The sequence below is a fragment of the Arthrobacter arabinosi genome (genome assembly GCF_054511115.1).
Genome location: NZ_JBTNDF010000005.1, coordinates 23539 through 43456 on the forward strand (window position 1 = coordinate 23539; position 19918 = coordinate 43456).

Here is a 19918-nt window from a genome sequence, read left to right on the forward strand (position 1 = left end):
GATCAGCTTAGCTGGCTCTCCCCGGGCCCGGCGCGGATGACGCTGTGGTGGGAGCTGCGACCAGCCGGTACCCGCCCGATGCCTGCCGGAGGGCGCGGTCGAGGTCCGCCCACAGGTCCTCGGGGTTCTCGATCCCGACGGAGAGGCGCACAAGTGCCTCCGGGACAGTCTTCGGTTCGGCCGGCTGGCGCCGACGCCGTTCGATGAGCGATTCGACGCCGCCCAGCGAGGTTGCCGGGAGCCAGAGGCGGACGGCGGCGACGAGTGCATCGGCCGTGGCGACGTCGTCGAGCTCGATGCTGACGATCCCGCCAAAACCGTTGAACTGGTCAGCCGCACGCTTGTGCCCGGGATCCGACGGCAGACCCGGGTACCGTACGCGGCGGACGGACGGGTGACCGACGAGGCGATGCGCGAGGGACGCCGCGGTGGCCTGGCTCCGCTCCATACGGAGGGCGAGGGTGCGCAGCCCGCGCAGCGCGAGCCAGACCTCGAAGGGTCCCGCGATCGCGCCATGCAGGGTACGGTGCGCCAGCAGCCGCTCGCGAAGCGCCGGATCGGAGGTGACCAGCGCGCCGAGAACGACATCGGAATGCCCGGACAACCACTTCGTCACGGAGTGGAGGACGACGTCGACGCCGGACTCCAGGGGCCGGTGCACGATGGGGGTGTTGAAGGTGTTGTCGGCGACGACGACCGCGCCCGTCGTGTGGGCGGCCTCGGTCAGGACAGCCAGTTCGGCGACCTCGAGCATCGGGTTGGTGGGGCTCTCGAGCCACAGCATCATCTGGCCGGCATCGAATCGCGCGGCGAGCGCGTCGAGCTCGGCGAGGACCCCGGCAGTGTCGGCGATATCGACGGTACGCAGTTCGAACCGCCCCTGTGCTGCCAGATCTGCGGCAAGACTGATCGACCCGGCGTAGGCATGGCGTGGCATCACGACCGCTCCCCCGGTCGGGACGAGCGACAGCGCGGCGGCTGCCGCGCCGAGCCCGGAACCGAAGACGAGGGCCGGTAGGTCCGCCCCCTCGAGCGCACCGAGTGCTTCCTCGAACGGATCCCAGGTGGGGTTCGAACCACGCGCATAGATGCGGTCACCGGGCACGGGCGCGCCCGTCTCGTGGAACGTCGTCGAGAGCACGATCGGTGCATTGACCGGGGCGTCGTGTTCGCGGGGAGGCCGACCTGCGGCGACGGTGAGCGTGTCCGGGGCGAACCCGGCGTGCGGCGGGTCCTCGCGAGATGTCGTCATGGGGTCAGCGTAGGTCGGACAGCGCGTGCCCGGAAAAAGGGTGTCACAATCGCCTGCCCCTCGGACGTCGGACGCTGTGCCCCCGGGCATGACGAGTGCCATCATGGCGCCCCGCACTGGGGGAGTTCCCGGTGCCTGTTCCGCCGGGGAGTGCGATCGGGGTCGATGTAGGCCGGTGGGGTGAACCACGGGATCCCGTGCTTCATCTCGATGATCCAGTTACCCCGCTCGATGAGCCGGTGGTGGAAGGAACACAGGAGGCACCCGTTGGAGACGTCGGTTCTTCCGCCGAGGACCCACGGAGTGACGTGGTGTGCTTCCGCCCAGACGGCGGGAACGGTGCAATCGGGGAACGCGCACCCCCGGTCCCGAGCAACCATTGCCCGCCGTTGCGCCACACCGAAGAGCCTGCGAGCGCGCCCGACGTCGAGGACCTCCCCTCGGTCCCCCAGGACAACGGGGATGATGTCCGCGTCGCAGGCGATCTTGCGTACGGTCCTCGCGGTGACGGGCCCTCCGAAGACGCTGTAACCGCCTGCGGGGTGCGCCCTCGAAGCGCCGGAGGGGCCACCGAAGGCACCTGCCCCCGCGTCGGTCACCAGCAACCCGAGCTGTGACCACTCCTCCCCCCACTCCTCCCCCCGCGCCTGCCGCCCGTCCTGACCCGACGGTCCGTCCTGGGAGCACTGCCCGTCCCGCGCCTGCCCGTCCCACGCTCGATGACCGTTCTGCGCCTGCTGCGCCTGCTGCGCCTGCTGCCCGTGCTGCCCGTTCTGCGCAGACAATCCGTCCTCCGCGCGGCGGTCGTCCCGCCATACACCCGACAGGCGAATACCGGACGGGCGGATCCCCGATCCGCCGATTCTTCTCCGGGCGACTCCCGCATGGCGCAGGTCTTCGACGAGGGCACGGTAATCGATGGTGACCATCACCTGCGGCCGATGGCCACCGGTGGCAGGAAGAGTGTCCGTAGCCAGGGCGACCTGGCAGGCACCGACCAACCCGTCCAGCTGGCGCTGGGGCCGGGTCCTGCGCTCCCAGCTCGGCTGAGCGTCGCCGTGGTCGGCCTCGTCCGGATCGATGCCGTTCCGATCGATGCCGTTCCGATCGGCGCCATTCCGCTCGGCATCGAAGGGGTCGGCGCCATCGGCGACCGTCTCACGCGGGGTGGCATGGACCGGGTCCGTATCACTCTGCGCTGTGCCGCTCGGGTCCACGTCGCTGCACAGGCCACCGCCGCAGTCGGTATCGGTATCGGTGGCGTCACCGGCACCGTCACTCCCGGCCCGCCGGGCGTCCGCCCCTGCCGGACCACCGCCCCGAGCAAGGGGCAGGTTGGTGCGCGGGTTGGTCGCGGTGTTCATGACGGTGAGGAGGTACTCGAACTGTTCGTCGTCCGCAGCGATCTCCAACCGGTGCAGTCCACGTCGCCTGCCCCTCAGGAACACGCCCTGCTGCGCCTTCAGCAATTCCTCCGTGGGCTCGGCCCCGTCGGGATCGAGCGCTGCTTCCCAGCGTCGGATGATCACGTTCAGCAGGTCGGCGTCGGATTCCATGGCCTGGGTCGTCAGGGACTCCTCCATGAACTGCAGTTGGTCAGCCGACGCACAGGGCCGTACACGTTCCACCGCATCGCTGATCCGGACGGCGGCGTGGGAGCTGATCGCACCCGACCCGAACGCATCCCCGACGAGTTCGAGCAGAGCCGGGCATGGCTCGCCGGTCACTGCGGCCCGTGGGAGCACGTACTTCCCCAGGCGGACCCGCCGCTGCGCTTCCTGCCGGGTGATCCCCAGGCGAGCGCGGAGGTACTCGGCAGTGTCCTTGAACTCGTGGGCATCCTCGGGAACGGCCAGAGGACCACTCCAGTCCAGGCCCCTCCGTGTTTCCCCGACCCTGGCGATCTCCTGCTGGTCCGCCGCTGCCGCACCCACGACCTGCAGGTACTCGACCAGGTGGAAGATACGCTCCGCGGCACCGAGGGCTGCGGCGAGATCGGCCGTGGAGGCGAGGCGGGCGTCGGTCTCGAACTGCTTGACGATGCCCGCGAGGTGCGAGTGGACGAGGCCGAGAGCCTGCACCGTCGTCGACTGCTCCTCCGCTACGTCTGTGGCCATGGAACGAGCGTATTAGTACGTGTATTCGAACACCTGGGAGGAGGTCCGTATGTGGATAACTCCGAGCACAGCGGGCATCGGGTGCGCCGGCAGCGCTCCCGGATCCGCGGCGCAGCACGCAGCGCTCCCCCATGGCCTCAATGTCACGGCCACTCGGTAGTCTTGGCGCGTGACCTTTCCCCTCCCGCACGGGCTTCCCGGGCTCTTCATCGCGCTCGAAGGCGGCGACGGCGCAGGCAAGTCCACGCAGGCCGCACTGCTCGTCGAGGCCCTCGAGAAGGACGGCCGCACGGTCATCCGCACGCGCGAACCGGGGGGCACGCCCATCGGCGAGAAACTGCGCTCGCTCGTCCTCGAGCATGGCCACGGCGACATCGACGCGCGGACCGAAGCCCTCATGTTCGCCGCCTCGCGGTCAGCCCACGTGCATCAGGTGATCGTGCCCGCGCTGGAACGGGGCGACGTCGTCGTGTGCGACCGCTTCGTCGACTCCTCGGTCGCCTATCAGGGCGCCGGCCGCGGACTGGGTGCGCAGGCCGTCCTCGACGTGAATCTGTGGGCCACCGACGGCCTCCGCCCCGATCTCACCGTCCTGCTCGACGTCGCGCCGGAGGAGGGCCGAAGCCGCCGCACGAGGGGTGCTGCCGCGGAGGACCGCCTCGAGGCGGAACCCGACACCTTCCACGCCAGTATCCGCTCCGCGTTCCTGGACCTGGCGCGCGCGGAACCCGAACGCTACCTGGTCCTTGCCGCCGCCGGGACACCCGAGGATCTCCACCGGTCCATCCTCGGCGCACTGGCCCGGAGGTCGGCGTGAGCACCGCGACGCCGGGCCTTCCCGCCACCGGTGTGTGGGCCGAACTCCGGGGGCAGGAACAGGTGGTCGAGCAACTGCGCCGTGCAGCACAGTCCGGTACGCCGACGCACGCCTGGCTCTTCACCGGCCCGCCAGGCTCGGGCAGGTCCAACGCCGCCCGCGCCTTCGCCGCTGCCCTGCTCTGCGAGCGCGAAGCCCTCACCGAGCGGGGCTGCGGCACGTGCAAGGCCTGCCGGACCGTCCTCTCGGGCGCGCACGCCGATCTCACCAACGTCACCACCGAGAAGGTGACGATCACCATCGACGAGGCGCGTGAACTCGTCCGCAAGGCACAGGACAAGCCGTCGACAGGGCGCTGGCGCATCATCATCGTCGAGGACGCCGACCGCATGCAGGAGCGCAGCACCAACGTACTGCTGAAGGCCATCGAGGAACCGCCGCCGCGGACCATCTGGCTGCTGTGCGCTCCGAGTCCGGGCGACGTGCTGATCACCATCCGCTCCCGATGCCGGTCGGTCGGCCTCCGACTGCCACCGGTCCAGGACGTCGCGGACCTGCTCGTCGCCCGCGACGGGATCGACGCAGTGACGGCAGAGGCTGCCGCCCGCGCCGCCCAGAGCCACATCGGCATCGCGAAGAGGCTCGCCACGGACGACGGCGCCCGCGAGCGCCGCAATCAGATCGTCCGGCTCCCCCTGACGCTTCGCTCGGTGGCCGGCGCCATGCGGGCTGCAGCGGATCTCGTGAAGCTCGCCGAAGCGGAAGCTCAGAGTTCCTTCGAGCAGCGCGACGCCGAGGAGAGGGCCGCGCTGCTCGCGACCCTCGGCGCACCCGAGACGGGTGTCCTGCCGCCGTCGATGCGTGCACAGATCAAGCGGCTCGAGGATGACCAGACGCGGCGGGCGAAACGCTCGAAGAACGACTACTTCGATCGCGCGCTGACCGACCTCATCTCCTTCTACCGGGACGTGCTGATGCTCCAGGTCTCCAGCGGACAGATGCTCGTCAACGAGCCCCTGCGACCGGAACTCGAGGAGTTCGCCCGCCGGGAGGGCCCCGAGGACACCCTGCTGCGGCTCGAGTCCATCAACGAGGTCCGCACGCGTCTGGTCAGTACCAACGTGTCCCCGCTGCTCGCGATCGAGGCGATGACGGTGAGCCTCCTGTCCCGGAAGGACCTCGACCGATGACCGGCGGACCGTACCGCCTCCCCGACAGCGACGGCTCGAGCGACCGCCGCGGCCCCTTCCGCCGGGCCACGGCACTCCTCGCCGCGTCCACCGCCGTCGTGCTGGGGCTTTCCGGATGTACGCTGCTCGCGCCCGAGAGCCGCCCGGCGCCGCCCGCGGGCGAGGTGGCCACCGCGGACCCTGCGGCCATAGGTGACGTGTCGGGAGACCTCCGCCCCTTCTACACGCAGGACGTGCAGTGGGAGAGCTGCGAGGCATCCTTCGTCTGCGCGACGATCGACGTGCCACTGGACTACACGGATCCGGGTCGGGACAGCATCGAGATCGCGGCGATCCGCGCCGACGCCTCCGGTGAGGCGCGGGGGACGATCCTCATCAATCCGGGCGGCCCGGGCGGGTCCGGCTTCGATATCGTGAAGGACTCCCTCGACTACGTGACCAGCGACCGCCTGCGGGAGGACTACGACGTCGTCGGCTTCGATCCGAGGGGCGTCAACAGGTCCAGTGCCGTGGAGTGCTACAGCGATGCCGAGCAGGACGAGGCGCGGCAGGAGAGCTACCCGGCCGAGGCCTCCCCCGACGAGCTCCTCGACCTCATGTCCGCGGACGCCAGGGAGTTCGCGGATGTGTGTGCCGAGCGCACGGGTGAGTTGCTGGGTTTCGTGGACACCGTGTCCGCCGCACGGGACATGGATGTTCTCCGGGCGCTCGTCAGCGACCAGAAGCTGAACTACCTGGGCTTCTCCTACGGGACGCAGCTCGGGGCGACCTACGCGGAGTTGTTCCCCGAGCGGGTCGGGCGGCTCGTGCTCGACGGCGCGATCGACCCGTCACTGAGCAACGAGGACATCACCCTCGGTCAGGCCGTCGGCTTCGAGAAGGCCCTGCGCGCCTATGTCGCCGACTGCCAGCAGGGCGGGGACTGCCCCTACACCGGGACGGTGGACGACGGCGTCCTGCAGATCCAGGAACTGTTCGCCGCCGTCGAGCGTGAGCCGATGACGGCCGACGACGGTCGCCGGGTGCCCGTCTCCACTTTCGTCCAGGGCTTCATCCTGCCGCTGTACGACAACGGCAACTGGCCCATGCTCACGCAGGCCGTCTCGGATGCCCTCGACGGCGACGTGTCCAGCATCCTCCGCCTCGCGGATCTCTCGTCGGAACGCCAGCCGGACGGCAGCTACGCGGGCAACTCGACGGCCGCGTTCCTCGCCGTCAACTGCCTCGACTACCCGATGACGAGCGACCCGGCGCAGATGCGCGCCGATGAACAGGAACTCGTCGCGGCGTCGCCCACGTTCGGCCGTTTCCTGGCGTTCGGCGGCGTGACCTGCGCCCCGTGGAAGTATCCGCCCGTCCCCGGGCCCGCGCCCGTGCGGGCTGCGGGCGCCGCCCCGATCGTCGTCATCGGCACCACCGGCGACCCGGCGACACCGTACGAGTGGTCCACGGCCCTGGCCGACCAACTCGAGTCCGGTGTCCACGTGACGTGGGAAGGCGAGGGCCACACGGCGTACGGCCGCTCCAACGGCTGCATCCTGGACCTGGTCGATGATTTCTTCGTCGACGGGAGAGTCCCGGAGGACGGCGCCCGCTGCTGAGGAGCCGGCAGCGCGCCCTCGCGGTGATCGGGGACACCGCCCCACCCCAGGTCGGTCGATCGCGGATCGGAGACGGGGGCCTGACACAGGGGCCGCGTCCGGCGCCGGAACGCGTCACGGGGCAGGTGGCAGGCGAGGGCCGACACGACGGCGGGCACCAGGGCGCACTCTGCTGACGCGACGCCATTTTGACCGCGGCCGACCCCTCCTATAAAGTTGTGACTTGTGGATCGGCCCCGGGCGACATTCGGGACCAGGAAGCATTGCCTCCTTAGCTCAGTCGGTAGAGCGTCTCACTCGTAATGAGAAGGTCGCCAGTTCGACTCTGGCAGGAGGCTCCACGATCGCCCCGGTTGGTTCACCACCGGGGCTTTTCCGTGTCCGGGACGAAACGAGCGGCCACCCGCGGGGCAGGCACGGTGGGAGGCGCCCCCTGGAACCGGACGGGCCTCAGCTGTCGGGTTGGCCGACGCTGTCGGTCGAGACTGTCGCACCGGATTGCAGCAGGGCCTTCAGGGCATCGGCATCGTCCGCCCCGGCTGCCGCCGCCGCGAGGTTCGCTTCGGTGACGGCACGGAGGACCTCCTCGCGCTGGATCTTCACACCCCGGGGAGCATCGATGCCGATGCGCACACCATCGCCACGGGAATCGAGCACCGTGATGACGATGTCGTCGCCGATCAGGATCTGCTCGCCGACCTTTCGTGTGAGTACAAGCACCGTGTCACTCTATCCCGACAGGCACGGCACGACGTCGACCGCCGGGCCTGCGCGGCCCGGGTGCCGTCGTCGTCGCGGTCGCTGGGGCGTCGGCCGGGGTGTGTCCGGCCGGGCGACCCTCCAGCCATCCGATGGGAAGGCCGAGCGCCTGAACGGTCTCCGGCGTCGCCGTCGTCGCCGATCCGACGACGGCAAGCCCTGCCGGCGCGAGCCCTGCACGCTCCATGCTGCGCACCAGCGCCCCGACCCAGGCTGCGGTGTCCGCTTCCTTGCGTCCGGCGTCCACGGCGAGCCACACCTGATCGGGCCGCAGTGCGATCAGGGCGTCTCCGTCCGCGAGGGGCTCCTCCGACGACAGCGCGACGAACACGGCGTGGCCGCCGTCCACCCCCGCGGCGCGAGCGGCGTTCACCGCGAGACGGTCGTCGATCGACCGAGCGTCCGGGTGCGTCCAGCCCGGCGGCCCCGAGACCGCCACTGCCGTGGGTGCTCCCCGGCCGAGGACGGTGGCCATCGAGGATGCGACCGGCCAGACAACAGTGGGCGCTCCGACGACGACGACGAGATCGCCAGGTGCCCGCAGCACAGACGGCGCGGGAGATGCGCCGGCGGGTGCGCGGAGGACCTGGCCCCGGACATCGGGCAGGTCGGTCGGATCGCCCGGACCCTCCCGGAGGAACGTGGAGTCGGGCCCGGTGTCGGATGCATTGGATGCGCCGGATGCGGTGGATGCGCCGAATACATCGGATGCGCCGGATGCATCGGATGCGCCGGATGCGGTGGTCCCGGCAGTCCGGGTCGCGTCGTCGGTGCGGGCAGTCCCTGCAGCCGCGGCCCCGGCGGCACCCGACCCGGCCCGGGTGGAAGCCGGCGTCGGCGCCGACGGGGGTGCAGGGGTAGTGGCGAAGGTGAGATCGTCCATGAGTGCTGCGAAGAGACCGGAGTCCGTCGACACCGTAGCCGCGAAGGCGGTGCGGGGCTCCGGGGACCGGTCGACGCCGGTCCCTCGCAGGATGTGGGCTTCGTCGAGTTCGGCCTGCTCGAGGAGCGCGTCGAGGCCCGCCGCCGAGGCAGCCGCACTCCGGCGCCCCCGGGGCCGGCCGGTGCCGGGAGCACCGCCAGTGGAACTTCCGGGGGGCCCACCGGGCGAGCCCCCGCGGTTCCCGCCGACAGGACCCCCGGTGGCCCCGCCGACAGGACCCCCGGTGGCCCCGTCGAGGGACCCCCCGGAGACCCCACCAGGAGAACCGTCCCGGTAACCCGGACGGGAGCCGGAACGGGACGCTTCCCGCGAGCCGGAACGGGACGCGTCCCGCGAGCCGGCCACCTCGGAGAGACCCGAGCCTCCGTGTCGGCCGCGGTCGCCGTCGTGCTCCGGCACTTCGACCACGATCTCGTAGTGCTTCCGGGCGAGGACGCCGCGGATCCCCCCGACGGTCACGAGTTCCGCGGACACGATGAGGGCACGCGGCCCGTACAGGGCCGCTGCCTTCGCCTTCAGCTCCTCGAGGGAGGAACCTTCAAGATGAAATAACTGCGGTGCCACGGACCACTCCTACTGTTTCGATCGCGACGCCGGCGCTCGTGACCTCCTGGTAGGAGAGCACGGGCAGGTTCGCTGCCTGCGGTCCGACGAGCCGCCGGAGGGCGGGTCGCAGTGCGGGCGCACACACGAGCACCGCCGAGTTCCCGGCACCCTCGATGTCGGCGACCGTCGAGCGGACGGATGAGAGCACGGCTTCGGTCCGCGCGGGATCGAGCAGGATCTGCGTGCCCTGATCGGAGGGCCGGAGCCCCTCGAGCATCGACTGCTCGAGCAGCGGGTCGATCATGATGACCCGCAGCAGCGTGCCGTCCAGATACTGCTGGACGACGGCCGGACCGAGGGCCAGCCGCGCCGCCTCGATGAGGCCCTCGGGATCCGACGACGCCTTGGCCCTGAGCGTGAGTGCCTCGTAGATGCGGGCGAGGTCGTTGATCGGCACCTGTTCCGACAGCAGGCCCTGCAGGACCCGCTGCACCTCGGCGAGGGACAGCAGCCCGGGCACGAGCTCCTCGACGGCCGACGGGTTCACCTGGCGGACGCCGTCCGTGAGGACCCGGACGTCCTCGCGGGACAGCAGGCGCGCAGCGTTCGCCGTGATGACCGACGACAGGTGCGTCACGAGCACGGACACGCGGTCGATCACGGTGGCCCCGGCGAGCTCTGCGTTGTGCCGGAGTTCGGCGGGCACCCACTTCCCTGCCAGGCCGAAGACCGGCTCGACGACGGCGGTGCCCGGCAGGTGCGTGAGGTGGTCGCCGAGCGCAAGGACCTTCCCGCGCGGCGCTTCACCCCGCCCGGCCTCGACGCCGGCGATCTTGATGACGTAGGTGGCGGGCGGCAGCTCCACGCTGTCACGCGTACGCACGGGAGGAACCACGACGCCGAGCTCCAGGGCGATCTTGCGCCGGAGGGCGCGGACACGGCCGAGGAGATCGTCCGGTGCCCCGGTGACCACGTCCACCAGATCGGGTGCGAGCAGCACCTCCAGGGAATGGACGCGCATCTGCTCCAGCAGGTCGTCGGTGCTGTCGGTCGATGGGCGGGTCTGCTCGGCCTCGAGCGCGGCGGCAGCCGTCCGGGCGTCGGCCTCGGACTTCCTGATGCTCTGCGCGATGACGATCAGGCCCGCACCCACCACGATGAACGGCAGCTTCGGCATGCCCGGGATCAGCGCCATGACGACCGCCGCCGCACCCGCGATCCGCAGCGCGTTCTGAGACTGGCCGAGCTGCTGCGCCGCGGTGGAACCCATGTCCGCCTCGGCGTTGGAGCGTGTGACGATCATGCCGGTGGACACGGCCATGAGCAGCGCCGGGATCTGGGTGACGAGGCCGTCGCCGATGGTGAGCAGGCCGTAGGTGGTGAGTGCCTCCGAGATCGGCAGGCCGTCCTGCAGCATCCCGATCGCGATGCCGCCCACGAGGTTGATGACGATGATGATGATGCCGGCGATCGCATCGCCCTTCACGAACTTTGACGCGCCGTCCATGGCCCCGTAGAAGTCGGCCTCCGCCGACACCTCGGCGCGCCGCTCGCGGGCCTGGGTGTCCGTGATCAGCCCGGCGTTGAGGTCGGCGTCGATGGCCATCTGCTTGCCGGGCATCGCATCGAGGGTGAAGCGGGCTCCCACCTCGGCGACGCGCTCGGCGCCCTTGGTGACCACCACGAACTGGATGACCACGAGGATGAGGAAGACCACCGCACCGATGATGATCGAACCGCCGACCGCGACGTGCCCGAATGCGGCGATGACTTCGCCGGCGTAGCCCTCGCCGAGGACGAGACGCGTCGAGGCGACGTTGAGTCCCAGGCGGAACAGCGTGGCGACGAGCAGCAGGGACGGGAACACCGAGAAGTCCAGCGGCTTGCGGATGAACATGGTGTTCAGCAGGATCACCAGCGCGAGCAGGATGTTCACGATGATGAGCAGGTCCAGCAGTACCGAGGGCACCGGCACCACGAGGAGCAGGATGATCCCGACGACCCCGACGGGCACCAGGAACTTGGGGGCGGATGAGCGCATGGTCTAGAGGCCTCCGGCGGTTGCGGGACGGACGGGCAGGGTGTGGACGCCGCGTGCGGCCCCCCTGGTCTTCAGGGACATGACGAACGCCAGGATGCGGGCCACCTGGTCGTAGTTCTCGAACGGGATCTCCTGCCCCAGCTCGCATGCGGCGTGCAGCGCGCGGGCGAGGGGGATGTCGGAGACCATCGGGACGTGCTTCTTCTCCGCCTCCTCGCGGATCTTCGCGGCGATCACGCCTGCGCCCTTCGCGACGACGCGTGGCGCGGACCGCCCGGGTTCGTACGTGAGGGCGACGGCGACGTGCGTCGGGTTGACGAGGACGACGTCGGCACCTCCCACGGCGGCGATCATGCGGTTCCGGCTCATCGCGAGTTGCCGCGAGCGCCGCTGGGACTTGATGAGGGGGTCGCCGTCGGAGTTCTTGTTCTCGTCCTTGACCTCCTTCTTCGTCATGCGGGTCTTCTTGCGGTTGCGGCGCATGACCACGAGGACGTCCATCGCCGCGAGGGCGAGGCCGGCGACGACCGCGGCCTGCAGGAGGGCTGCCGTCCCCTCGCCCGCGGTGTTCAGGAGGGCCGCCACCGACAGCCCGCCGGCCGCCATGAGCACGGGCGTCAGGTTCTGCACGACGACGAAGAGCACCAGGCCGACGACGCCCGTCTTCAGGAGCGCTTTCGCGCCCTGCCACAATGCCTGCCCTCCGAGGATCCGCTTGAGTCCGTTGACCACGTTGAACTGCTCGAACTTGCCGGCGAACTTCTTGACGTGGATCCCGCCCTGCAAGGCGGCGGTCCCGAGGACGGCGACCAGCAGCACCCCGAGGAAGGGACCGAGAGTCACGGCGAGGGAGGTGCCGCCGTCGGCCAGGGCGTCCAGGGCGGTCGCGGGGTCGGGGCTGGCGATGGTGTCCGTCACCCGGACGAGCTGCTCGGTGGCGGCGTCGGCCGAGCGGGAGATGAGGGAGGGCAGCAGGAGGGCTGCAGCCCCGACGCCGATCCACGCCGTGAAGTCCTCGGACCTGGCGAGCTGACCCTTCGAGCGGACGTCCTTCATCCGCTTGTCGGTGGCCTGTTCGGTCTTCTCCCCGGAGTCCTCCGCCATGTCAGCCCACCCCCATCAGGAGGCCGGCGGCGTCCTCCGCGAGGGTCGAGACGACGCGCGGGAGGGCCACGAACACCACGCTGCCGAGGCTGAGCGTGATGAAGATCTTGAGCGGGAACCCGAGCGCGAAGGCGTTCAGGGCGGGGGCGACGCGCGTGAGGAGCCCGAGCCCGACGTCGGCCAGGAAGAGCACCACGATGAGCGGCCCGGCGATCTGCACCGAGGCGAGGAAGAGTCCCGTGACGGCACCGGTGAGGGCTTCGGCGGGCTCCCCGAGGTCCAGGTCACCGCCGAGCGGCAGGGCGTCGAAGGTGCGCACCAGCCCGCCGATGATGAGCTGGTAGCCGTCGGAGGTGAAGAGCAGCGTCAGGGCGGTCAGCTGGAACAGGCGGGTGAACTGGGCGCCGTTGACCATCGACTGCGGGTCGAACCCCTGGGCCAGCGAGAAGCCGCCGAAGAGGTCGATGAGGCTGCCGGCGGACTGGACGGCGGAGAACACGACCAGCACGAGGAAGCCCAGCGCGGCACCCACCACGAGTTCGAGGACCAGCGCGCCGATGTACTGGCCCGTCCCGCCGGTCGCGTAACCGGCGTCGACCGTCGGGGACACCGCGAGGGCGAGCCCGACGGCGAGCATCGCCTTCACGCGCGCCGGGATGCCCTTGTAGGAGAAGGGCGGGGCGATCACGAGGAACGCGACGATCCGCACGCCGGCGAGCATGATCGCCTCGATGCGGGACTGGTCCAGGACGATCTCCATGTCAGCCGCCCCCGAGGAGCCCGGGGATGCGCTCGAACATCTCGTGCGTGAAGGAGATCATCTCGGAGATCATCCAGTGGCCGCAGACGAGCAGGGCCATGCACACCGCTGCGGCCTTCGGCACGAAGGAGAGCGTGACCTCCTGGATCTGCGTGATGGACTGCAGCAGCGAGATCGCGAACCCGACCACGAGGGCCGTCAGGAGTACGGGTGCGGACAGCTTCGCGGCAACCCAGATCCCTGCCAGTCCGATGTCGAGGACGGCGGAGGTATCCACGTCAGCCGCCCTGGTAGCTGTTGATGAGGGCCGTGATGATGAGGCCCCACCCGTCGACGAGGACGAACAGCAGGATCTTGAAGGGCAGCGAGATCATGACCGGCGGCAGCATCATCATGCCCATGGACATGAGCGCCGCGGACACCACGAGGTCGATCACGAGGAACGGCACGAAGATCACGAAGCCGATGATGAAGGCGGCCCGCAGTTCGGAGATCATGAACGCCGGGATCAGGGTGGTCAGCGGGACGCTCGCGGCATCCTGGGGGTTCGGCTGCCCGGCCGCCCGCGTCATGAGGGCCACGTCCTCCTCGCGCGTGTGCGCCAGCATGAAGGTCTGCAGCGGCACGGCGCCGTCCGTGAGCGCCTCCGTGAACGTCGTCGCACCGTCGAGGTAGGGCTGCACGGCGAGGTCGTTGATCTGGGTGAGGACCGGCGCCATGATGAACAGCGACAGGAACAGGGCGAGGCCCGCGAGCACCTGGTTGGGCGGGATGGACGGCAGGGACAGGGCGTTCCGTGTCATCGCGAGCACCACGAAGATCTTCGTGAAGGACGTCATCATCAGCAGCAGGGCCGGGGCCACGGACAGCAGGGTGATGCCGATGAGGGTCAGGACCGCCGAGCTCGGTGCGCCGTTGACGCCGTTGATCTCGACCGACAGGCCGTCGTCGCCGCCCGGGGCCGCAGGTGCGGTGGGATCGGCGGGCGCGGACGGCGCGGTGGGTGCGGGGACGCCGGGGTCGAGTTCGCCCGCGTGGCCGGCGGTGGCACCGAGGAGGACGACGACGACGGCGAGCAGCAGGGCCGCCAGGATCGCGAGTGCCCGGGACGCGTGTGCCGACCGGTGAGCCGGAGCAGTGGGGAGGATCGCCGTCGTCACCCGGCCCGTCCCTGGCGCAGGAACGCTGCGGTCTGCTTCCAGGTCGCGGGCGCGAGGATCGAGCCCTGCAGCGCAGTGGTGGTGTGCGCGGTGCCTGCGGCCTGGGCGGCCCGGGCAGCGCGGCGCGTGGCGGGCACCGGGTCGTGCCCCGCAGTGGCGAGACGCAGCGATGCGGCGAAGTCGGCATCGGGGGTGGGGGCGAGGGACGGTGCCGGACGGGCGGAGTCGACCGGGGCGAAGGACGATGCCGGACCGGAGGAGGTGGTCGCGCCGTCGGACCCGGACCGGGCAGCGCGACGCGAGGACGCGGCGTCGTCGGACGCGGGAACGGCCTGCAGTGCGCGCGGGGCGACCGCGGAGTGCAGGACCGACACGGACTGCTCGGTGACCCCGAGGTAGAACCGCGTGCCCTCGGCCTCGACCACCACGAGGGAGGCCTTCGGGCCGAGGCCCTGACGGGCGACGACGGACACGAGCCCCGCGCCGGCCCGGTTGCCGTTGAGCTTCGAGACCTTGCGGTGCAGCACGAAGAGCAGCGCGAGGACGACCCCGAGGGACAGCAGCACCCGCAGCGCGAGGACCACGACGTCCACTAGAGGGCGCCGTCGGTGACGTCGAGGATCTGCGTGATGCGCACCGCGTAGTCCTGGTCGACGACCACGACCTCGCCGTGCGCGACGAGCCGGCCGTTCAGCAGGACGTCGGCGGGAGCGCCGGCGGAGCGGTCGAGTTCGATGACGGCGCCGGGCTCGAGGTCGAGGACGTCCCGCACGGACATGCGGGTACGGCCGATCTCGACCGTCATGGCCATCTCCACGTTGCTGATGCGCCCGAGGTTGGCCGCACCGGCGGAGGCGGAGGAGCGGCGGGGGGCGGCACCGGGCCGCGCGCCGCGCAGGCGCAGGGCGAACCAGCCCACGGTGCCCGAGGGCCCGGCGAGACGGAATACGGAGGTCTCGGCGTCGCGGAACAGCGGCAGGGCGTCCTGCACGGCAGGGGTGCCGAGCACGCCGTCGCCGAGGGACGAGGAGGCGGCCTCGAGTGCCGGCACGAGGACGTCGGCCGGGGAGACGAGGGGCGACGACGTGCCGGCGGCCGCAGCGAGGGGCTGGGTATCGATCAGGACGACGGCGAGGTCGGCCGAGGACGCCCCCACGAAGGACGCGACGACGGCGGTCGAGGCGCTGGCGGACGGAACCTCGGAGGCGTTGCAGGACTGGGCCGTGAGCGGCCCGGGGAGGGGCAGGCGCGCGGCGAGGGATGCGGCGGCGTCGAGCTCGGCGGTGATGGTGTTCATGGTGCGGGGTTCTCCTCGGTGGTCACTACTACGCAGGCAAGACGGGATCCGTTCTGGCCCAGGGCGGCCTCGCCGAGCCGCTGCCCGTTGATGGCGAGCTCGAAGGGCCGGTGCTGCGGATGGGGCAGCTTCAGGACGTCCCCGACGGCGAGGTCGAGGATGCGTGAGGGCAGGACGGGCAGCGCGGCGAGCTGCACCGCGACATCGACGGGCACGTGCGCTACCTGCTGCTCGATCAGCTCGCGGGCGTCCTCGCCGGTGGCGGTGGGATTCGTGTCACCGAGCTGCGCGAGCAGGAGCTGCGCGGGGATGGCGACCGTCGCGGGGCAGGATGGCTCGCCGACCCGGATCTCGAAGGTGCCCACGATCATGAGCTCCGTGGTGGAGGCCGCCTGCGCGAACTGCGAGTTGTACTGGAGGGAGTCGATCCCCAACTGGTGCGTCAGCACGGATCCGAGCGAGTAGTGGAGTCCCTCGAGGGCGTCGTCCATGAGCCGCCGGATCAGGGCCTGCTCGATCTGCGTGAACTTCCGCTCACCCGCAGGCACCGTCCCGTGGCCACCGAGCATGGAGTCGACCCAGAAGAGGCCGGCTGAGGCGGGGAACTGGATCACGGCCTTGCTCGAATGATCCGGGATGGTGCACAGGACCATCGCCGTCGTCGCCGGCAGCGAGGCCGCGTACTCGTTGTAGGTCTGCATGAGGACCTGCTCGCTCGTCACCTGCGAGATCACGCGTACCTTCGCGGTGAGCTGGGTACCCCACTGGCGGGCGAACGTCTCGAACGCGAGTTCGAGCACGCGGGAGTGCTCGCGGGCGAGCGTGGTGGGCCGGCGGAAGTCATAGACATCCACCGCCCTGGGGGGTGCCGAGGGCACGCCAAAGGAGAGTTGTTCCTGGACCGTCACGCCAGCGACTATCGGACGACGACGGCCGGGTGTTAGCGGTCGGTCAGCCTGCGGCGATCCCCGGGATGAGGGCGCGCACGCTCTCGGGCTCGTCGGAGTGCACGACGACGTCCACGCGGCGGTTCAGTTCGAGTTCCGCCTCGGTGGTGCCCGGTGCCAGCGGCCGGGACTCGCCGTAGCCGATGGCCGACAGCCGGGGCGCGGGGACGCCGCCGGTGTCGATGAGGTTCCGGACCACGTTGACGGCCCGCTCGGTGGACAGTTCCCAGTCGAGGGGCCGCGGCACGGAGTCGGGCAGTCGCGCGGTGTGTCCCTCGACGCCCACCTCGTTGGGGATCGTCGCCAGGATCGGCCCCACGCTCTCGAGCACGCGCTGCGTCTGCTCGGTCAGCTGCGCGCTGTCCGGCAGGAAGAAGGTCTCGGAACCGACGAGCCGGATGGTGAGGCCACGCTCGTCGATCACGTAGCGGACGGCCGTCGCGAGGTCCCGCTCGCGCAGCCCGGCATCGATCCGCTTTTGGAGGGCACGGAGGTTCTCCACTTCCGCCGTCGCGCGCTCGCGGTCCGTCGTCGGCTCCGCAGCGTCCCCGCCGGCCGACGGCGACGGCGTCGGCGTGGGCGCGGTGGTCGCGGATGCGCCACCGGCGGACGGCGCGGGCGGTGGCGTCGGGACGGCGACGTCGGCGGTGCCGGGTTCGTCCTTCGGCGTCTCCGGGGCGACATCCGCGAGTGCGGCTCCCCCGGTGAAGGACTCCCCCTCCGCGTTGACGTTCTCCGCGGCGACGACGGTTCCCTCCGCCGTGTCCACCGTTGCGGTCTCGACCGCGCCGAAGCCCGTGGCGAGCGAGGCACGCAGCTGTTCGAACTTCTGCTGGTCCACACTGGACATCGCGTACAGGACGATGAACATGCACATCAGCACCGTGACCATGTCCATGTAGGACGCCATCCAGCGCTCGTCCGGATGCTCCTCCCCGTGCTCCTCGCCGTGCCGCCGGCGGTGCGGGCGCCTGCTCACGCCGCGGCCTTGCCCTGCGCGGCCGTCCCGTCGGCGGCGCCCTTCGCGCCCTTGCCGGAATCCTTGCCGCCCTTGCCCTGCGCGTGCTGCGGCACCATCGCCTTCAGGCGCTCACCGAGCAGTCGGGGCTGGCTACCGGCCTGCACCGCGAGGACTCCCTCCATCAGGAGGGTCATGCGTGCTGTCTCCATCTCACCCAGGCGCTTGATGCGGGTGCCGATGGGCAGCCACAGGAAGTTCGCCGAGAGCAGCCCCCACAGCGTCGCGACGAACGCCGCGGCGATCATGGGCCCCAGCTTGTCGGGGCTGGAGAGGTTCTCCAGCACGTGGGTCAGCGAGACGACCGTCCCGATGATGCCGACCGTCGGGGCGTACCCGCCGAGGCTCGCGAAGAACTTCGACGCGGTGCGGTGCGTCTGGGAGGCGGAGTCGATCTCGTCCTCGAGGATCTCGCGCAGCTCTTCCCCGTCCGTCCCGTCCGCGATGTTCTGGAGAGCCCCGCGCAGGAAGGGATCACTCACGGTGTTGGCTTCCTCCTCGAGTGCCAGCAGCCCCTCACTGCGGGCCTTCTCGGCGAGGACCACCACGCTGTCGATCGTCTCCTGGGGCGGTACCGTCTTGCCCATCATCGCCGGCGGGACGGCCTTCACCGCGACCAGGAAATCCTTGAAGGTGCCACCGGCGATCCCGATGGCGATCGTGGCACCGAACACGAGGATCATGGGCGCCGGCAGCAGGAGCGCCTCGACGCTCGCGTGCTCCAGGGTGATCATCGCGTACAGCGCGCCGAAGGCGACGAGGATACCGATGATTGTTGCGGGATCCATTACGTGGTCCTTGGTCTGAACTGGATGGGCGGACCTGCGCTGTCGGCACCGGTCTGCCCGCTCTGGCTGGAGCCGGCCGCGTCGGCGGGAGCCTCGCGCACGAGGCCGAGTGGACGTTGGGCTGTCTGGTCCCCGACGTCGGGCGTGTCACCGGACGGGTCGCCGGGCATGAACCGTGCGAGCGAGATGATGCGCGCGCGGTACGCGGCGATGAGCCCGATCACCTCGACGAGGGACTCCGTGACGATGTACTTCGCGCCGTCGACCATCACGAGCGTGGTGTCCGGATTCTCATGGATACGCTCGATGAGGTCAGGGTTCACCGCGAACTGGCTCTCGTTGAGCCGGGTCACCACGATCATCGGACATCCTGGGGTCGGGACACCCCGGCGGGGCCTCTTCCTCCCACTGTCGGCAGGGCCGCCGGCTTCGTAAGGGCCGGTGCCCCCGGGGAAGGCGGGGACCGCATCACTGGCCCATGAGTCGTCCGACCCGTCGCCGAATCGGCCGGGTCGTTCTCCTACTGATCACCGCAGCATCGGGTCCGCCCGCGCCGATGCTGCGTTCGGTCGCCACACCGCAGAGTGATGATCCAGTCGATTCCGCCGCCGGCGGGTATCCGCGGGTGAGGCCGGCGCGGCCGTCACGGACCTCCAGGCGACTGGAGGACAGCCTGGAGGTCCGACTCATCAGCGCTTCAGGTTCGTGAGCTCCTGGAGCACTTCGTCCGACGTCGTGATGATTCGCGCGTTCGCCTGGAAACCGCGCTGCGCGACGATGAGGTTCGTGAACTCCTGTGAGAGGTCCACGTTGGACATCTCGAGCGATCCGGCGTCGAGCGATCCGAGGCCGTTGCTGTCGGCGGTACCGATCTCCGCCGCTCCCGAGTTCGCCGTCGAGCGGTAGGAGGAGCCACCCGCCTTCTCCAGGCCCGCGGGGTTCGTGAAACCGGCAAGTGCCACGCGTCCGAGGGGCTGGCGGGAGCCGTCGCTGAACGCACCCATCAGGGTGCCGTCGGGGCCGAGCGTGAAGGACTCGAGGGTACCGTTCGCTGAGACCTCGCCGTTCCGGGGCATCCGCAGATCGCTGACCGGGCCACCCTCCTGAAGGACGCCGTTGACAGCGGGCCAGCCCTGGACGATGGAGCCGTCCGGTGTGACGAGCCTCCCGTCCGCGTCCGGGGTGAAGGCGCCCGCACGGGTGTAGAGCGTCTCCGTGCCGTTGCGGACCACGAAGAAGCCGTCGCCGGAGATCATCATGTCCGTGGCGCGGCCCGTCGCCTGGGTGGAGCCCTGCGAGAAGTTGGTGACGATACCCGCCACCTGCGCGCCGAGGCCCACCTGCGCGGGGTTGGTGCCGCCGAGGGCTTCCTGCGGGGCACCTGCCCCCTGTGTCAGCTGGGACAGCGTGTCCTGGAACTGGGTGGCGGAAGCCTTGTAGCCCGTGGTGTTCACGTTGGCGATGTTGTTGCCGGTGACGTCGAGCATGGTCTGGTGGGAGCGGAGCCCCGAGATGCCGGAGTAGAGCGAGCGAAGCATGATGATGCCTTTCGGAAGCGGAGCGGGCGGATCAGGATGT

Annotated in this window: 19 protein-coding genes and 1 tRNA gene; 4 read left to right on the forward strand and 16 right to left on the reverse strand. The window is 70.4% G+C overall.

What is annotated here, in order from left to right:
- Nucleotides 1-7: 7 nt before the first annotated feature.
- Both ACX80P_RS13090 and ACX80P_RS13095 read right to left on the reverse strand, forming a co-directional pair.
- The gene (locus tag ACX80P_RS13090; RefSeq protein ID WP_459278549.1) at nt 8-1252 is read right to left on the reverse strand and encodes a trans-sulfuration enzyme family protein; all 1245 of its coding nucleotides are present in this window, start codon (nt 1250-1252) and stop codon (nt 8-10) included.
- Nucleotides 1253-1353: 101 nt separating this feature from the next.
- Nucleotides 1354-3369, reverse strand: coding sequence for an HNH endonuclease signature motif containing protein (locus ACX80P_RS13095; protein WP_459278550.1), 2016 nt, complete (start codon nt 3367-3369; stop codon nt 1354-1356).
- A 169-nt stretch (nt 3370-3538) separates the two neighbouring features.
- Between ACX80P_RS13095 and tmk the strand changes: the two genes are divergently transcribed.
- From tmk to ACX80P_RS13115, 4 genes are all read left to right on the forward strand, one after another.
- Complete coding sequence (tmk, locus tag ACX80P_RS13100; RefSeq protein ID WP_459278551.1) at nt 3539-4186, forward strand: dTMP kinase; 648 nt, start codon at nt 3539-3541, stop codon at nt 4184-4186.
- The gene (locus ACX80P_RS13105; protein ID WP_459278552.1) at nt 4183-5376 is read left to right on the forward strand and encodes a DNA polymerase III subunit delta'; all 1194 of its coding nucleotides are present in this window, start codon (nt 4183-4185) and stop codon (nt 5374-5376) included. Before tmk ends, ACX80P_RS13105 begins: the two co-directional genes overlap by 4 nt.
- Nucleotides 5373-6977 (forward strand): alpha/beta hydrolase, encoded by a 1605-nt coding sequence (locus ACX80P_RS13110; RefSeq protein WP_459278553.1) that lies wholly within the window; start codon nt 5373-5375, stop codon nt 6975-6977. Before ACX80P_RS13105 ends, ACX80P_RS13110 begins: the two co-directional genes overlap by 4 nt.
- A 265-nt stretch (nt 6978-7242) precedes the next feature.
- Nucleotides 7243-7318: transfer RNA gene (locus tag ACX80P_RS13115), tRNA-Thr, on the forward strand.
- A gap of 109 nt (nt 7319-7427) precedes the next feature.
- Here the strand turns inward: ACX80P_RS13115 and csrA are convergent.
- From csrA to ACX80P_RS13185, 14 genes are all read right to left on the reverse strand, one after another.
- Nucleotides 7428-7697, reverse strand: a complete 270-nt coding sequence (gene csrA, locus ACX80P_RS13120) for a carbon storage regulator CsrA (protein ID WP_459278554.1) — start codon at nt 7695-7697, stop codon at nt 7428-7430.
- Between the two features lie 4 nt (nt 7698-7701).
- Nucleotides 7702-9243 carry a hypothetical protein gene (locus ACX80P_RS13125; RefSeq protein ID WP_459278555.1) on the reverse strand — a complete coding sequence of 514 codons (1542 nt, stop codon included), beginning with the start codon at nt 9241-9243 and terminating at the stop codon, nt 7702-7704.
- Complete coding sequence (locus ACX80P_RS13130; protein WP_459278556.1) at nt 9218-11266, reverse strand: flagellar biosynthesis protein FlhA; 2049 nt, start codon at nt 11264-11266, stop codon at nt 9218-9220. Before ACX80P_RS13130 ends, ACX80P_RS13125 begins: the two co-directional genes overlap by 26 nt.
- A gap of 3 nt (nt 11267-11269) precedes the next feature.
- Complete coding sequence (locus tag ACX80P_RS13135; RefSeq protein ID WP_459278557.1) at nt 11270-12370, reverse strand: EscU/YscU/HrcU family type III secretion system export apparatus switch protein; 1101 nt, start codon at nt 12368-12370, stop codon at nt 11270-11272.
- 1 nt (nt 12371) lies between these two features.
- A complete protein-coding gene (locus ACX80P_RS13140; RefSeq protein WP_459278558.1) occupies nt 12372-13130 on the reverse strand; it encodes a flagellar biosynthetic protein FliR in 759 nt (252 codons plus the stop codon).
- 1 nt (nt 13131) lies between these two features.
- On the reverse strand, nt 13132-13407 hold the full coding sequence (fliQ, locus tag ACX80P_RS13145; protein ID WP_104122291.1) for a flagellar biosynthesis protein FliQ: 276 nt from the start codon (nt 13405-13407) through the stop codon (nt 13132-13134).
- Nucleotide 13408: 1 nt separating this feature from the next.
- Complete coding sequence (gene fliP, locus ACX80P_RS13150; protein ID WP_459278559.1) at nt 13409-14290, reverse strand: flagellar type III secretion system pore protein FliP; 882 nt, start codon at nt 14288-14290, stop codon at nt 13409-13411.
- Nucleotides 14287-14883, reverse strand: a complete 597-nt coding sequence (locus tag ACX80P_RS13155; protein WP_459278560.1) for a FliO/MopB family protein — start codon at nt 14881-14883, stop codon at nt 14287-14289. The genes fliP and ACX80P_RS13155 overlap by 4 nt, the downstream gene beginning before the upstream one ends.
- Nucleotides 14883-15587 (reverse strand): flagellar motor switch protein FliN, encoded by a 705-nt coding sequence (fliN, locus tag ACX80P_RS13160; RefSeq protein ID WP_459278561.1) that lies wholly within the window; start codon nt 15585-15587, stop codon nt 14883-14885. Before fliN ends, ACX80P_RS13155 begins: the two co-directional genes overlap by 1 nt.
- Entirely contained in the window at nt 15584-16495 is a 912-nt protein-coding gene (locus ACX80P_RS13165; RefSeq protein WP_459278562.1) for a flagellar motor switch protein FliM, read from the reverse strand. Before ACX80P_RS13165 ends, fliN begins: the two co-directional genes overlap by 4 nt.
- Before the next feature lie 43 nt (nt 16496-16538).
- The gene (locus ACX80P_RS13170) at nt 16539-17513 is read right to left on the reverse strand and encodes a flagellar motor protein MotB (RefSeq protein ID WP_459278563.1); all 975 of its coding nucleotides are present in this window, start codon (nt 17511-17513) and stop codon (nt 16539-16541) included.
- A complete protein-coding gene (locus tag ACX80P_RS13175; protein WP_459278564.1) occupies nt 17510-18340 on the reverse strand; it encodes a motility protein A in 831 nt (276 codons plus the stop codon). The genes ACX80P_RS13170 and ACX80P_RS13175 overlap by 4 nt, the downstream gene beginning before the upstream one ends.
- Nucleotides 18340-18702: a flagellar FlbD family protein gene (locus ACX80P_RS13180; protein ID WP_459278565.1), complete on the reverse strand. Its 363-nt coding sequence runs from the start codon at nt 18700-18702 to the stop codon at nt 18340-18342. Before ACX80P_RS13180 ends, ACX80P_RS13175 begins: the two co-directional genes overlap by 1 nt.
- A 327-nt stretch (nt 18703-19029) precedes the next feature.
- A complete protein-coding gene (locus ACX80P_RS13185) occupies nt 19030-19878 on the reverse strand; it encodes a flagellar hook-basal body complex protein (RefSeq protein WP_459278566.1) in 849 nt (282 codons plus the stop codon).
- Between the last annotated feature and the right edge of the window lie 40 nt (nt 19879-19918).

Coding starts and splice junctions, on each gene's coding strand:
- ACX80P_RS13110 (WP_459278553.1), top strand. CDS start 5,373: ATGACCGGCGGACCGTACCGCCTCCCCGACAGCGACGGCTCGAGCGAC.
- ACX80P_RS13140 (WP_459278558.1), bottom strand. CDS start 13,130: ATGGAGATCGTCCTGGACCAGTCCCGCATCGAGGCGATCATGCTCGCC.
- ACX80P_RS13130 (WP_459278556.1), bottom strand. CDS start 11,266: ATGCGCTCATCCGCCCCCAAGTTCCTGGTGCCCGTCGGGGTCGTCGGG.
- ACX80P_RS13135 (WP_459278557.1), bottom strand. CDS start 12,370: ATGGCGGAGGACTCCGGGGAGAAGACCGAACAGGCCACCGACAAGCGG.
- ACX80P_RS13095 (WP_459278550.1), bottom strand. CDS start 3,369: ATGGCCACAGACGTAGCGGAGGAGCAGTCGACGACGGTGCAGGCTCTC.
- ACX80P_RS13090 (WP_459278549.1), bottom strand. CDS start 1,252: ATGACGACATCTCGCGAGGACCCGCCGCACGCCGGGTTCGCCCCGGAC.
- ACX80P_RS13175 (WP_459278564.1), bottom strand. CDS start 18,340: ATGGATCCCGCAACAATCATCGGTATCCTCGTCGCCTTCGGCGCGCTG.
- fliN (WP_459278561.1), bottom strand. CDS start 15,587: ATGAACACCATCACCGCCGAGCTCGACGCCGCCGCATCCCTCGCCGCG.
- ACX80P_RS13185 (WP_459278566.1), bottom strand. CDS start 19,878: ATGCTTCGCTCGCTCTACTCCGGCATCTCGGGGCTCCGCTCCCACCAG.
- ACX80P_RS13180 (WP_459278565.1), bottom strand. CDS start 18,702: ATGATCGTGGTGACCCGGCTCAACGAGAGCCAGTTCGCGGTGAACCCT.